This window comes from Streptomyces sp. NPDC093109, from assembly GCF_040701725.1.
Taxonomy (GTDB): domain Bacteria; phylum Actinomycetota; class Actinomycetes; order Streptomycetales; family Streptomycetaceae; genus Streptomyces.
Genome location: NZ_JBFBEZ010000021.1, coordinates 42490 through 55084, shown reverse-complemented (window position 1 = coordinate 55084; position 12595 = coordinate 42490). Strand labels below are relative to the sequence as shown.

General features: G+C 73.8%; 11 protein-coding genes. 1 reads left to right on the top strand and 10 read right to left on the bottom strand.

Annotated features, from left to right (window positions below):
• Positions 1-73: 73 nt before the first annotated feature.
• From AB0389_RS21090 to AB0389_RS21045, 10 genes are all read right to left on the bottom strand, one after another.
• Positions 74-961 carry a hypothetical protein gene (locus tag AB0389_RS21090; protein ID WP_366396962.1) on the bottom strand — a complete coding sequence of 296 codons (888 nt, stop codon included), beginning with the start codon at positions 959-961 and terminating at the stop codon, positions 74-76.
• A 76-nt stretch (positions 962-1037) separates the two neighbouring features.
• A complete protein-coding gene (locus tag AB0389_RS21085) occupies positions 1038-2090 on the bottom strand; it encodes an LLM class flavin-dependent oxidoreductase (protein ID WP_366396961.1) in 1053 nt (350 codons plus the stop codon).
• Positions 2087-3880: an ABC transporter ATP-binding protein gene (locus AB0389_RS21080; protein WP_366396960.1), complete on the bottom strand. Its 1794-nt coding sequence runs from the start codon at positions 3878-3880 to the stop codon at positions 2087-2089. The genes AB0389_RS21085 and AB0389_RS21080 overlap by 4 nt, the downstream gene beginning before the upstream one ends.
• A complete protein-coding gene (locus AB0389_RS21075) occupies positions 3877-4782 on the bottom strand; it encodes an ABC transporter permease (RefSeq protein ID WP_366396959.1) in 906 nt (301 codons plus the stop codon). The genes AB0389_RS21080 and AB0389_RS21075 overlap by 4 nt, the downstream gene beginning before the upstream one ends.
• Positions 4779-5723: an ABC transporter permease gene (locus AB0389_RS21070; protein WP_366396958.1), complete on the bottom strand. Its 945-nt coding sequence runs from the start codon at positions 5721-5723 to the stop codon at positions 4779-4781. The genes AB0389_RS21075 and AB0389_RS21070 overlap by 4 nt, the downstream gene beginning before the upstream one ends.
• Positions 5723-7366 carry an ABC transporter substrate-binding protein gene (locus AB0389_RS21065; protein WP_366396957.1) on the bottom strand — a complete coding sequence of 548 codons (1644 nt, stop codon included), beginning with the start codon at positions 7364-7366 and terminating at the stop codon, positions 5723-5725. Before AB0389_RS21065 ends, AB0389_RS21070 begins: the two co-directional genes overlap by 1 nt.
• 95 nt (positions 7367-7461) lie before the next feature.
• Positions 7462-8562, bottom strand: a complete 1101-nt coding sequence (locus AB0389_RS21060; protein ID WP_366396956.1) for a 2-dehydropantoate 2-reductase N-terminal domain-containing protein — start codon at positions 8560-8562, stop codon at positions 7462-7464.
• Positions 8559-9413, bottom strand: coding sequence for an SDR family oxidoreductase (locus tag AB0389_RS21055; RefSeq protein WP_366396955.1), 855 nt, complete (start codon positions 9411-9413; stop codon positions 8559-8561). Before AB0389_RS21055 ends, AB0389_RS21060 begins: the two co-directional genes overlap by 4 nt.
• A complete protein-coding gene (locus tag AB0389_RS21050; protein WP_366396954.1) occupies positions 9410-10309 on the bottom strand; it encodes a polysaccharide deacetylase in 900 nt (299 codons plus the stop codon). Before AB0389_RS21050 ends, AB0389_RS21055 begins: the two co-directional genes overlap by 4 nt.
• Entirely contained in the window at positions 10306-11706 is a 1401-nt protein-coding gene (locus AB0389_RS21045) for a M20/M25/M40 family metallo-hydrolase (RefSeq protein ID WP_366396953.1), read from the bottom strand. The genes AB0389_RS21050 and AB0389_RS21045 overlap by 4 nt, the downstream gene beginning before the upstream one ends.
• A 131-nt stretch (positions 11707-11837) precedes the next feature.
• Here AB0389_RS21045 and AB0389_RS21040 point away from each other — a divergent pair, with 131 nt between their 5' ends.
• Positions 11838-12563 (top strand): GntR family transcriptional regulator, encoded by a 726-nt coding sequence (locus AB0389_RS21040; protein ID WP_366396952.1) that lies wholly within the window; start codon positions 11838-11840, stop codon positions 12561-12563.
• The last annotated feature ends 32 nt before the right edge of the window (positions 12564-12595 follow it).

The following is a 12595-nucleotide window of genomic DNA, read 5'->3' as shown; positions in this document are numbered from 1 at the left end:
CCGGCGTCTGTCGGCTTCGGGGGTGGTCATGATCGCCGAACGTATCAGCGGGGAGCGCGCCCGCGCCACCCGTTTACGCGGGCACCGCGCGGACCGCGCGTTCGACGGCGTCCGTGAAGTGGCGCAGCCCGTCGGTGCTGTAGGCGATGAAGAGGTTGGGCTCGATGAGTTCCAGCTCCATGAGGACCGGGGAGCCGTCGTCGGCGAGCGCCATGTCGACCCGGGCGACGAGCGGCCGGTCCTGGCCCGGGATCGCGTCCAGCGCCGCGGTGGCCAGTGCGGTCTCGGCGGGGGTCGGCCGGTGCGTCCGGAGGTCGGGGTGGGCGACCCTGGCGTTGTCGACGACCCCGATGTCGGTGAGGACGGGCCCCTTGCGCAGGGCATGGCTGAGGACACCGCCGAAGAAGACGAGGGCGCGCTCCCCCTCGGCGATCCTGGGGAGGTAGGGCTGCACCATCACGGTCGCCCCCGCGGCGTGCAGCGCGGCGACATGCCGCCGCGCCGCGCCGGTGGGACCTTCGGCGTACCGGGCGGTGTCGCGGGCGCCGGAGGAGACCGTCGGCTTGACCACGTACTCCCCGCGCCCGGGCAGGGCGATGGCGTCGCCGGGCGCGAGGAACGTGGTCGGCACGGTCGGGACACCGCGGTCCGCGAGGTCCCCGAGATAGCGCTTGTCGATGTTCCAGCGTATGAGGCCGGCCGCGTTGTGGAGCCGGGTCACGGCGCCGACCCGGTCCGCCCAGGAGAGGTACGCGGCCGAGCGGTCGCCGTAGTTCCAGGTGGACCGGATCACCACGCAGTCGGCGGCCGACCAGTCGTATCCCTCGGCGTCCCACGGCACGGCGGTGGCGTCCAGGCCGCGGGCGCGCAGCGCGTCCACCATGAGGGGGAGATCGATGTCGTACTCGATCCCCACCGCCGCCGTGGCCAGGACCACGCGTCCCCGTCGCACCGCACGCATCGCCATCTCCTTCGTCATCTCCCTCGCCCGCCATGACACGGGTGCACACACGAGTGCCGAGCGTATGCCTTCCCGATCATGGACATGAAGCGAGTTGTCGCGGCCCGGGGAGGTCCCGGCGCAGCGCGGGGGCGATGTCGCTCTGGAAGAGTTCCAGCGTCTCCCGGTGCTGATCGGCGGTCAGCCCGGCGCGGTCGGCCTGGAGATGGGTCACCTGGTGGCCGAACCGTTCGTGGTAGCGGTGGACCTTGTCGATGATCTGCTGGGGACTGCCGATGAGGGCGGAGCTGCGCTCGACGAAGTCCTCCAGCGTGGGGAAGACCGGTTCCAGGCCCATCCGGGTCTGGAGCGCGAGCCGGGCCTCGAAGAGCGGCCGGAAGGTGCGGAGCGCCTCCTGCGAGGTGCGGGCCGCGTAGAAGCCCGCGGTGCCGGCGCCCACGACGGCCGCCGCCGGGTCGTGGCCGTAGTGTGCCCAGCGCTCCCGGTAGTGGCGGATGAGTGCGGCGTACGGCTCGATCGGGTTCGTGACATTGGCGGAGAAGATGGGGTCGCCCCACTTGGCGGCGAGGTCGACGGACCGTTCGCTGGTGGCGCTGCCGTGCCAGACGCGGACCGGGCGCTGGAGGGGGCGCGGCCAGACCTCGGCGTTCACCAGCGGCGGGCGGAACCGGCCCGACCAGGTCACCTTCTCCTCGCGCCACAGCCGGCGGAAGAGTTCGTAGCTCTCGATGTTGCGGTCCCACTGGTCCTCGGGCGTGACGTCGAACAGGTCGCGCTGGGCGGCGCCGTTGCCCTTGCCGATGATGAGTTCGAGGCGCCCGCCGGAGAGGTGGTCGAGGGTCGCGTAGTCCTCGTAGGCGCGCACCGGGTCGAGGAGGCTGAGGGTCGTCACGGCGGTGAAGAGCCGGATGGTGGAGGTGCGCGCGGCGATGTGGCTGAGGACGACGGGCGGCGAGGAGGAGATGAAGGGGCGCTCGTGGCGCTCGCCGACTCCGTAGCCGTCGAAGCCCAGCTCCTCGGCGAGGACGGCGTTGTCGACGACTTCGCGGAGCCGGTCGGTGGTCGAGGCACTCTCGCCGGTGACCGGGTCGGGGACATGGGTGATGAGGGTGATCAGCAGGAACTTCATGCGGGTGTACGTCCTTCCGCCGGGTGGCGTACGGGGGTGGAGCCGGGAATCGCGTCGAGCAGCTGCCGGGTGTAGGCGTGCCGCGGGGTGTCGAACACCTCGGCGGCCGTGCCGGATTCGACGATCCGGCCGGCGCGCATCACGGCGATCCGGTCCGCGACGGCCCGTACGACGCCGAGGTCGTGGGAGATGAACAGATAGCTCAGGCCCAGCTCCCGCTGGAGGTCGGCCAGGAGGTCGAGGACCTGGGCCTGGGTGGAGACGTCCAGCGCGGAGACTGGCTCGTCGCAGACCACCAGATCGGGGCGGAGCGCGAGGGCGCGGGCGATGGCGACGCGCTGGCGCTGGCCGCCGGAGAGTTCGGCGGGGCGGCGGGTGGCGTGGCCGGCGGGGAGGCCGACCTGCTCCAGGAGTTCGGCCGCGCGGGCGCGGTGGGCGCGGTGGCGGGAGCGGGAACGGTGGAAGAGGTCGCGGGCTCTGCCGGGCTCCGTGTCGCCGTCACCGTCGCCCGGGAAGGCCCGCAGGGGCTCGGTGATGATGTCCTCGACGCTCAGCCGGGGACTGAGTGAGCTGTACGGGTTCTGCTGGACGAGCTGGAACCGGCGGCGCAGCAGGCGCAGTTCCTCGCGGCCGGCGCTGTGGAGGGGCACGCCGTCGAAGGTGATCCGGCCGCCGGTCGGCCGCTCCAGGGCCATCACCAGGCGGGCGGTGGTCGACTTGCCGGAGCCGGACTCACCGACGACGGCGAAGGTCTCGCCGCGTCCGATGCGGAAGCCGACGCCGTCGACCGCGCGGAACCGGAAGGGGGAGCCGTCTGGGCGCCGGGAGTCGAACTCCTTGACCAGATCGACGGCCTCGACCAGGTGCTGTCCGGACGGGTCCTGGCCGGCGGACTTCACCGGCGGCGCCGCCGGGCGGGGGCGCGCCGGGGAGGTACGCGCCGGGGTGGTGCGGCGGCCCGGGATGCTGCCGACGAGCAGCCGGGTGTACGGGTCGACCGGGTCGGTGAGGACCTGTGCGGCCGGCCCCTGTTCGACCACGGTGCCCCGGGAGAGGACGACGATGTGCTGGGCCCGGTCGGCGGCGACGGCCAGATCGTGGGTGACGAGCAGGACCGCCGTGCCCGACGCGCGCCGCAGGGCGTCCAGATGGTCGAGGACCTGGCGCTGGACGGTGACGTCGAGGGCGCTGGTGGGTTCGTCGGCGACGATCAGCCGGGGCGAGCAGGCCCGGGCGATACCGATGAGCACCCGCTGCCGCATGCCGCCGGAGAGTTCGTGCGGGTACTGGCGGGCGCGGCGGGCCGGTTCGTCGAGGCCGGCGTCGCCGAGGATCTCCACGGCGCGGGTGCCGGCCCCGGCGCGGGTGGCGAGGCCGTGGACGCGCAGGGCCTCGGCGATCTGCCGGCCCACGCGCTGGGTGGGGTCGAGGGAGACGGTCGGGTCCTGCGGTACGTAGCCGATGTCCCGGCCGCGCAGGGCCCGCAGGGCGCGGCGCGGCAGCCCGAGCAGATCGGTGCCCTCGAAGGCGGCGGTGCCGGATTCGACGCGGGCGCCCGGTGGCAGCAGGCCCAGGACGGCGAGCGCGGTGGTGCTCTTGCCGGAGCCCGACTCGCCGACCAGGGCGACGACCTGCCCGGCGGGGACGTCGAAGCCGACATCCCGAACAGCGGTGTGGCGGGGGCCGGCACCGGGTCCGTACGACACGGTGAGGCCGCGCACGGACAGGGCGGGCGAGTCCACCGCAGGCTCCGGGCCCGGACTCGGACTCGGACTCGGGGGGCTGGTCATGGCTGCCTCCGCTCACGGGAGATGCGGTTGACGGAGAGGACGACGGCGACCACGACGAGACCCGGGACGGTGGTGAGCCACCACGCGGTCTCCAGATAGTCCCGGCCGCCCGCGACGAGGGCGCCCCACTCGGGCTGGGGCGGGGGTTCGCCGTAGCCGAGGAAGCTGAGTCCCGCGATGGACAGGAGCGAGGTGCCGAACTCGATGGTGGCCAGTACGACGGCGGGGCGGCGGGCGTTGGGGACGACATGGCGGAGCAGGACCGTGCCCGGCCGTACGCCGCCGGCGCGCGCCGCCTCGACGTACCCCGTGCCGCGTACCCGCAGCACCTCGCTCCGTACGGTTCTGGCGAAGCCGGCGACACCGGCGATGCCGACGGCGACGGCGACCTTGACGGAGCCGTGGCCCAGGACGGTGATGATGGCCATGGAGAGCAGCAGACTGGGAATGGCCAGCAGCACATCGCAGAGCCGCATCACGAGATCGTCGAGGATCCCGCCGAAGTAGCCCGCGAGCAGGCCGAGCAGCGAGCCGACGACGACGGACAGGGTGACGGCGACGGCCACCCCGTTCAGGGAGAGCCAGGCGCCGTACACGACGCGCGCGTACAGGTCCCGGCCGAGGTGGTCCGTGCCGAAGACATGTCCCGCGCCGGGCGGCAGCAGCTTGTCGCCGGGGTCGCCGACGAGTGGATCGGCCGAGGTGAACAGGGTGGGCGCGAGGGCCCACAGCAGGACGAGGGCCACCACCGCCCAGGCGAGGGCGAGCCCCGGGGCCGGCGCGCGGCGCGGCAGGAGGCGGCGGAGCGGGAACCGGCGCGGGCGGGCCCCGCCGGGTGCGGGAGTGGAAGCGGCCGGCGCCGGTGTGCCGGGGGCGGCCGGGGCCTGCGTACGGACGCTCACGCCGTCACCGCCCGCAGCCGGATCCGGGGGTCGAGCACACCGTAGAGCAGATCCACGGCGAGGCTGACGGTCACGAAGACCAGCGCCGAGAGCAGCACGATGCCCTGGACGACCGGGACATCGCGGGCGGAGACGGCGAGTTCGGCGGTCTGGCCGAGTCCGCGCCGGGAGAAGACGGTCTCGGTGAGCACCGCGCCGCCCAGCAGCTGGGCGACCCAGACGCCGACCGTGGTGAGCGTGGGCAGCGCCGCGTTGCGCAGCACATGCCGGGTGAACAGACGCACCGTGCCCACTCCTTTCGCGCGCAGCACCTGCACGTAGGGCTCGTCGAGGGTGGCGGCCAGCGAGGCGGAGAGCACCTGGGCCGTGACCGCCGCCAGCGGGACGGCCAGGGTGAACGCCGGCAGGACGAGTGTGTCGAGGCCCTCGTCGCCGAAGGCCGGGAAGAGTCCCCAGCGGAAGGAGAGGAACTGGAGCAGGATCAGCCCGATCCAGAACGTCGGCATGGCGACCCCCAGCGCGGGCAGCGCCTGGAGCGGGCCGCGCAGCCAGGGGGCGTGGACCGTCCGGATGAGTACGGCGAGGCCGACGCCGAGGAGGACGCCAAGCACCAGACCGGCGCCGGCCAGCACGAGTGTGGGCGGCAGGGAGCCGCTCAGCACGTCGGCGACGGGGATCCGCTGCTGGAGCGAGTCGCCGAGGTCCAGGTGGAGCAGCTTCCACAGCTGGTCGCCGTACTGGACGAGGGCGGGCCGGTCGGTGCCGAACTCGGCGCGCAGTGCGGCGATTTGTTCCTTCGGCATGGTCTGCGCGGCCTCCTGGCCGAGCATCATCTCCACCGGGTCGCCGGGGACGATGTAGAGCAGCAGGAACGTTCCGGTGAACGCCGCCCACAGCACGAGGGCGGCGGACACCAGACGTCGTCCGAGGTAGCGGACCATCAGCGGGCCAGCGCCGCGTCGTACAGCAGGATCCGGGAGGCGGAGTCGTAGCGGACGCCGCTCACCCGGTCCGCGATCCCGACGACCTGGGTGAGCTGGCTGAACGGGAAGGCGTAGCTCTGCTCGATGAGGATCTTCTGCGCCTCGGCGGCCAGTTCGTGGCGCTTGGCGGGATCGGTGGTGCGCCGTCCCTGGTCGTACAGCTTCTCCAGCTCGGCGGCCTTGGGCGCGCCGGTGGTGAGCCAGTCCAGGTTGGTCGCCCGGGTGGAGAACATCGAACGCAGGATGTCGGGGTCGGGGCGGCTCACCGAGGTGGAGCGCAGGTCGTAGTCGCCCTTCGGGGAGAGCGCCTGGTACTCGGCGGCGGTGACCTGATTGAGCCTCAGATCGATTCCTGCGCCGCGCAGTTGCTGCTGGACGGCCTCGATCACGTTGGGCTGGTAGAAGTAGAGCAGGCTGACCGCCAGCTTCTTGCCGTCCTTGACGCGGATCCCGTCGGAGCCGGTCTTCCAGCCGGCGCCGTCCAGCAGCTTCTTCGCCTCGGCGGTGTCGGTGGCGAGCAGGGCCGAGGTGTCGGTGAAGCCCGGGGTGGTGGCGCCGAGGATGCTCGTGGCCACTCCGTACGACGGGGAGAGCACCGAGTCGGCGATCTGCTTCCGGTCGACGGCGAGCTGGAACGCCCGCCTGACCGTGGGGTCCTGGAGCGGCCCCGACCGCTTGAGGTTGGGGGCGGCGCCGATGACGATGCCCGGGTTGACCCGGCTGAGCAGGGTGAACCCCGCGTCCTCCAGAGGCTTCTCGTCCTGCGGCAGCAGGGTCGTCGCGATGTCCACCTGGCGGGACTTGAGACTGCCGGAGCGCACACCGGGTTCGGTCACGACGTTGTAGGTGACCGTGGAGAGATGGGCGGCGCCGGAGTGTTCGGCCAGCTCGGAGGGCCAGGCGTACTCCGCGCGCCGGGTGAGGGTGACGCTGGAGTTGGGCGCGTAGGCGGTGAAGGTGAACGGGCCCGAGCCGATCAGGCCCTTGCCGGTGCAGCGGTCGGCGAGGGAGGTGCTGAGGCTCGCCGGGGAGAGCAGTCCGAGGGTGGGCGAGGCGACGGCCATCAGGAACTGGGCGTTGGGCTCCTTGAAGCGGACGGTGAGGTTACGGGCGTCCTTGACATCGGTGCCCGCGTAGCCGAGGAGGTACTGCGCGCCGAAGGGCGACTTGGCGCCGGCGGCGACCACCGCGTCGAAGTTGGCCTTGACCGCGGCGGCGTCGACGGGGCTGCCGTCGGAGAAGGTGGCGCCCTCGCGCAGGTGGAAGGTGAAGCTCTTGGCGTCGGGGGCGGCCTTCCAGGTGTCGGCGAGCCAGCCGGTGAATTCGCCGGTCCTGGGGTCCTGGTCGAGGAGGGAGTCGACGAGCTGACGGTAGATGACGGCGCTGGCGATCAGGGTGGCCTGCTGGGGGTCGAGGCAGACCGGGTCGGCGTCGATGGCGATCTTCAGGGCGCCGCCCTCGGCGGGCTTGCCGGCGCCGGCGCCCTTTCCGCTGCCTCCGCCGTCGCCGGAGGAGGAGCAGGAGACCAGCAGGGTGGAGGCGAGGGCGGCGGCGACGGTGACCGCGCCGGCTCTGCGCAGGCGGGCGGTGAGGAAGGGCATGGCAAGGGTCCTTTCGGCGGGTCCGGGCGGTCCGGACGTCCGTGAAGGGGGTGCGGTGCGGGAAGGTGCGAGGGGCGGCGGTACGGGGGCGCGCGTCAGAGGGCGTCGGGCCCGGCCGGCTCTGCCTGCTCGGCGCGGAGCACGCGGCGCAGTTCGTCGGTGTTGTCGTACGAGAAGCCGCGGGTGCCCGCCTCGATCTCGCCCAGCAGCCGGCCCAGCGCCGTGCCGGCCGTCAGCGGGACGCCGTGGCGGGCGGCGAGGGCGGGGAAGGGGTCGGGGTGGCCGGGGGCGGGGTGTTCGCGGGGGCGGTGGCGGACGGCGAGGTCGCGGAAGACGCCGCTGCGGTCCTTGGGCTGGGTGCGCAGCCACGCCACGAGCCGGTCCAGCGCGGCCTCGCGCACCTCGGCGCTCGCCGCGTCGCCGAAGGCGTACGGCTCGTACGCGTCGAACGCCTCCAGCGCGATGCCGGCGCGGACGGCGGTCTCGGTGCTCTCGCGGGCGACGGCGGCGGCGAGGTCCCGGTAGCGGTCGACGGTCCCGGCGATGGGCGCGTCCACCAGGGTGGTGACGCCGAGGATCGCGCCGAAGCCGCGCTTGGCCCAGCGGTAGCCCGCCAGGTTCGCGGTGGCTGTGACCGGTCCGTACGCCCGCAGGTGGGCGGCGAGTTCGAGGACGCGGCCGTCGGGCGCGCCGCCGTCGGGCAGGCCGACGGCGAGGGCGCCGGGGCCGCCGTCACGGATGATCCCGGGTTCGAGGTAGTCGGCGAAGATATTGACGAAGACGCCCAAGGTGCGCTCGGGGCCCACGTGCTGGGCGATGACGGGTTCGTTGGGGCCGTTCTGCGCGGAGGCGATCCAGCCGTCGGGCGCGAGGCGCGGCGCGGCCCAGGCGGCGGCGGCCTCGGTGTGCTGGGACTTGGTGGCGAGGATGACCCGGCGCAGTCCGGTCGGATGGGCGGGGGCGTCGTCGGGTGTGTGGGCGGCGGCGATGTCCGTACGGTCGTCCGTGCCGTCCGGGCGCCGTACGCGCAGTCCGTTCGCGCGCAGGGCGGCGACATGGGCGGTGTCGGTGTCGATCAGGGTGACGTGGTGGCCTGCCCGGGCGAGGGCGAAGCCGAGGGTGGCGCCGATCGCTCCGGCGCCGACGACGGTGTAGTCGGTGGGATAGGGGGTCGGGTACGGGCCTGGGTGGCTCATGAGGTTCCTTCGTCGAGGAGGGGCCGGGGGTCCCGCTGCCAGTCCGTCGGGGCCGGCCAGTGCTGGGGCAGCGCCGTCGTACCGGCCGAGGAGCCGCCGTCCACCGGGAGATCGGCCCCGGTGATCCAGGCGGCGCCGTCCCCGAGCAGGAAGCGGACGGCGGACGCGATGTGCGCGGGGTCGGCCGGTCCCGGCAGCAGGGAGCCGGAGACGGCGGCGGCGTACGCGGGGGTGACGGGGTTGACGGGGCTCGCGACGGCGACGAAGCCGGGCGAGACGGAGTTGACCCGGATGCCGTGCCCGCCGAGTTCGACGGCGGCGGCCTTGGTGGCCATCACCAGCGCCGCCTTGGAGGTGGCGTAGTGCGCGGCGCCGGGGCGGGCCCGGCGGGCGGCGCCCGAGGCGATGTTGACGACGGCCGGGGTGCGTCCGGCGGCCACGGCGTGCCGGGCGAGCCGCTGGGTGGCCAGCAGCGCGGCCCGTACGTTGATGTGCTGGACCCGGTCCCAGCTCGCGGCGGTCAGCTCGGCGAAGGGGATCGCCGGGTAGATCCCGGCCGCGTTGACCAGGCCGTCCACGGGGGCCGCCGCCCAGGCGCGGTCGACGGCCCCGGCCGGGAAGTCCGGGTCCGCGAGGTCTCCGGCGAGCGCGGTGACGGGGACGCCGTACCGCTCGCGCAGGGCGTCGAGGGTGGTGCGCAGGGCGTCGGCGCGCAGATCGACGCCGGTGATCCGCCAGCCGTGCGAGGCCAGTTCGGCCGCGACGGCGGCGCCGATCCCGGAGGCGGCGCCCGTGACGACCGCGTGCGGGGGTGCCTGCCGGGGTGCTGCTGCCGTACCGCTGCCGCTCATCGGGCGCTCTCCAGGACGTGGGCCGCTATCTGCTGGTGCGTCGCGAACCACACCGGTCCCGACGCGGTGATGTGCCGGAGGAGCTCGTCCAGGAGCCAGGCCCGGGACCGGTGGCCGGAGATGGCGGGGTGCAGGGTGAGCTGGAAGAGCCCGCCGTCGGCGCGGGCGCCGTCGAACTCGTCCGTCCAGATCCGCAGCACCTCGCGCGGCGGGGTGTACGGGCGCAGTCCTGCGTAGCGGGCCATCGCGAAGTAGGGCGCGTCGTCGCGGATCCACTCGACGGGGATCTCGACGATGCCGGTGGGTTCGCCGGCGGCGAGCAGTTCGTACGGTTCGTCGGCGGCCATCAGCGAGGAGTCGTACGCGAAGCCGAGTTCGCGGATGATCCCCAGGGTGTGGTGGGAGAAGTCCCAGGACGGGGTGCGGATGCCGGTGGGCCGGACGCCCGCGAGCCGTTCGAGGGTGTCCAGGCTGCGCAGGGTGAGGTCGCGTTCGTCGGTGTGTCCGAGGTGGGTGTTGCGTTCGTGGATCCAGCCGTGCACACCGATCTCGTGTCCGGCGGCGCGGTAGGCGGTGATCTCCGCCGGGTGCAGCAGCGCGGACACGGCCGGGACGAAGAAGGTGGCGGGGACGCGGTGGCGCTCCAGCAGGGCGAGCAGCCGGGGTACGGCGACGCGGGCGCCGTACTCACCGGCGGCGAGCAGGCCGGGGCTGGTGTGTCCGTCGCGCAGGGCCGGGGTCTCGTGGTCGCTGTCGAAGGAGATCGCCACGGCGACGGCGGCGCCGCCGGGCCAGTGGCTCGGGGTGAGGTCGCGCCCGGCGCGCACGCGTCCGACGGCTTCGCGCCAGACGGACTCGTCCCACTGCCAGGGTTCGGGTGCCTGATCGGTGCTCATCGCCTGTCGTCTCCCTCTTCCACGGAACCGTGTGAGCCGTGTGAGCCGTCGGATCCGTCGGGGCCCGCCAGGAAGGACCGCACGGTGTCCTCCAGCGCGAGCGTGGTCAGCCGCAGGCTCTCGACGTCCACGTGTTCGTCGTCGCCGTGGAAGAGCTTGCGCGTCCGGCCGATGTCCCAGTCGGGCCCGTACAGACCGAAGCCGTACGCGACTCCCCCGGCGTCCCGCACGAAGCGGGCGTCGGTGCCGCCTGCGGTGAGGGTCGGCAGCGGCTGTGCGCCGGGGACCTGTCTGCGGATCGCGTCGCCGATCGCCCCGTAGAGCCGGCCGGCGGGCGACTGCGAGGCGGTGCGCCGGCCGAGCGGTTCGATCTCGACCGAACCGGCCAGATCGACCAGGGCGGCGCGGAGTTCGGCGTCGGCCTCCGCCTCGTCCTGGCCGGGGAGGCCGCGGATGTCGATGTCGACGACGGCGCTGCCGGGGATGACGTTGAGCTTGTCGCCGGCCGTGATGACCGTGGGGGCGAAGGTGAGGTGGGTGAGGGCGTGGGCGAAACGGGCCGCGTCGCCGAGGTGGTGGAGGTGGTCGTCCAGGGTGGCCGGGTCGAGCAGTCCTGCGGTGACCTCGGGCGGCAGCCCGGCGGCGCTCACGTAGTCGTGCCAGCGCTCGTCGGTACGGGCGGCCGGCCGGTGCGCGGCGACGCGGAGCGCGGCCTCGGCGGCGAGCAGCACGGCGTTGCGCGCGCCCCAGGGCATGGAGCCGTGTCCTGAGCTGCCCCGGACCCGGAGCCGGCGCGGGAAGGAGCTCTTCTCGCCCACCGTGACGGTGACGGCCCGGGGTCCGACGCGGGCGCCCGCGCTCTCGGTGAGGGCGTGGTCCCAGGGGATGAGTCCGGGGCGGTGCTCGGCGATCCAGCCCGCGCCGAACCGGCTGCCCGCCTCCTCGTCGGCCACCGCGGCGAAGACCAGGTCGCCGGCGAGCCGTCGGGGCGAGCGGGCGACGGCCCGGGTGACGACCGCCATCGCGGCGGTCAGGTTGAGCATGTCGATGGCGCCGCGGCCCCAGACGACGCCGTCGCGGACCTCGCCGGAGAACGGGTCGCGGGACCAGTTGCGGGCGTCGGCCGGTACGACGTCGGTGTGGCCGAGCAGGGTGAGGGCGGGGACGCGCGGGTCGTACCCCGGCACCCGGAAGACCGTGCTGACCCGGCCGGGGAGGGGTTCGACGCTCGCCACCTCCACCGCCGCGCCGGAGAGGTACTCGGCGAGGGTGGCGGCGTTGCGGACCTCGCCGCCGGAGTCCGGACGCCCGTCGTTGACACAGGCGTTGCGGATCAGCGCCGAGAGCAGGTCGACCGTGTCCTGCGGGGGTGCGGCGGGTTGCCGTTCGGGGCTCATGACGCCTCATCCTGAGCGCGTATCCACACGGGTTCAAGCGGATACATATGTAAACTGTGTGAACTCGCGTGCGCCCGTACGCGTTCATGACGGCCCGCTCGGCATGATGGGGCGGGTGAGGAGGCATCTCGATGAGTCCACGACTGCCGGCGGGCCGGACCGCGGCGGACCCGGCCACCGCCACCGCGGCGCGCGCGTCCACCGCGGCTCCGGAGCGCGAGCCCGCCGCGGACTCCGGGGCGCAGCAGTACCGGCAGTTGCGCAAGGACCTGGTCAGTGGCGCGATCGACCCCGGATCCCTGCTGCTGGAGACCACACTCAGCGCCCGGTACGGGGTGTCGCGCACCCCCATCAGGGACGCGCTCGGCCGGCTGGAACAGGACGGTCTGGTGGAGCGGGTGGCACGCGGCTACCGTGTGCGGGTCGCCACCGCCGAGGACATCCTGGAGATCTACGAGGCCCGGATCTCGCTGGAGGCGACGGCGGCGGGCTCGGCGGCGCTGCGCCGCACCGAGCTGGATCTGGCCCGGCTGACCCACCATCACCAGCGGCTGCTGGAGGCGACCGAGGTCACGGACGTCACGTCGGTCAACGCGTGTTTCCACGAGGCGCTCTGGCTCGCGGGCCACAACGCGACCGTCGCGGGGCTGCTGGACCGGCTGGTGACCCAGATGCGGCTGTTCGACCGGGCGCCGACCGCCGCCCCCGAGAACCGCGAACTCACCCACGAGGAACACGAACGCATCCTGCGCGCCGTGCGCGAGCACGACCCGGAGGCGGCGCGCCGCGAGGTCGCCGCGCATCTGGGCCGCAACCGCGACGTACGGCTCGCGGGGCTGGCCCGGCATCCGCTCTGACGGTCCGCCGGCTCCCGTGCCGCGCGGGCACG

Coding starts and splice junctions, on each gene's coding strand:
- AB0389_RS21090 (WP_366396962.1), bottom strand. CDS start 961: ATGCGTGCGGTGCGACGGGGACGCGTGGTCCTGGCCACGGCGGCGGTG.
- AB0389_RS21085 (WP_366396961.1), bottom strand. CDS start 2,090: ATGAAGTTCCTGCTGATCACCCTCATCACCCATGTCCCCGACCCGGTC.
- AB0389_RS21080 (WP_366396960.1), bottom strand. CDS start 3,880: ATGACCAGCCCCCCGAGTCCGAGTCCGAGTCCGGGCCCGGAGCCTGCG.
- AB0389_RS21070 (WP_366396958.1), bottom strand. CDS start 5,723: ATGGTCCGCTACCTCGGACGACGTCTGGTGTCCGCCGCCCTCGTGCTG.
- AB0389_RS21065 (WP_366396957.1), bottom strand. CDS start 7,366: ATGCCCTTCCTCACCGCCCGCCTGCGCAGAGCCGGCGCGGTCACCGTC.
- AB0389_RS21060 (WP_366396956.1), bottom strand. CDS start 8,562: ATGAGCCACCCAGGCCCGTACCCGACCCCCTATCCCACCGACTACACC.
- AB0389_RS21055 (WP_366396955.1), bottom strand. CDS start 9,413: ATGAGCGGCAGCGGTACGGCAGCAGCACCCCGGCAGGCACCCCCGCAC.
- AB0389_RS21050 (WP_366396954.1), bottom strand. CDS start 10,309: ATGAGCACCGATCAGGCACCCGAACCCTGGCAGTGGGACGAGTCCGTC.
- AB0389_RS21045 (WP_366396953.1), bottom strand. CDS start 11,706: ATGAGCCCCGAACGGCAACCCGCCGCACCCCCGCAGGACACGGTCGAC.
- AB0389_RS21040 (WP_366396952.1), top strand. CDS start 11,838: ATGAGTCCACGACTGCCGGCGGGCCGGACCGCGGCGGACCCGGCCACC.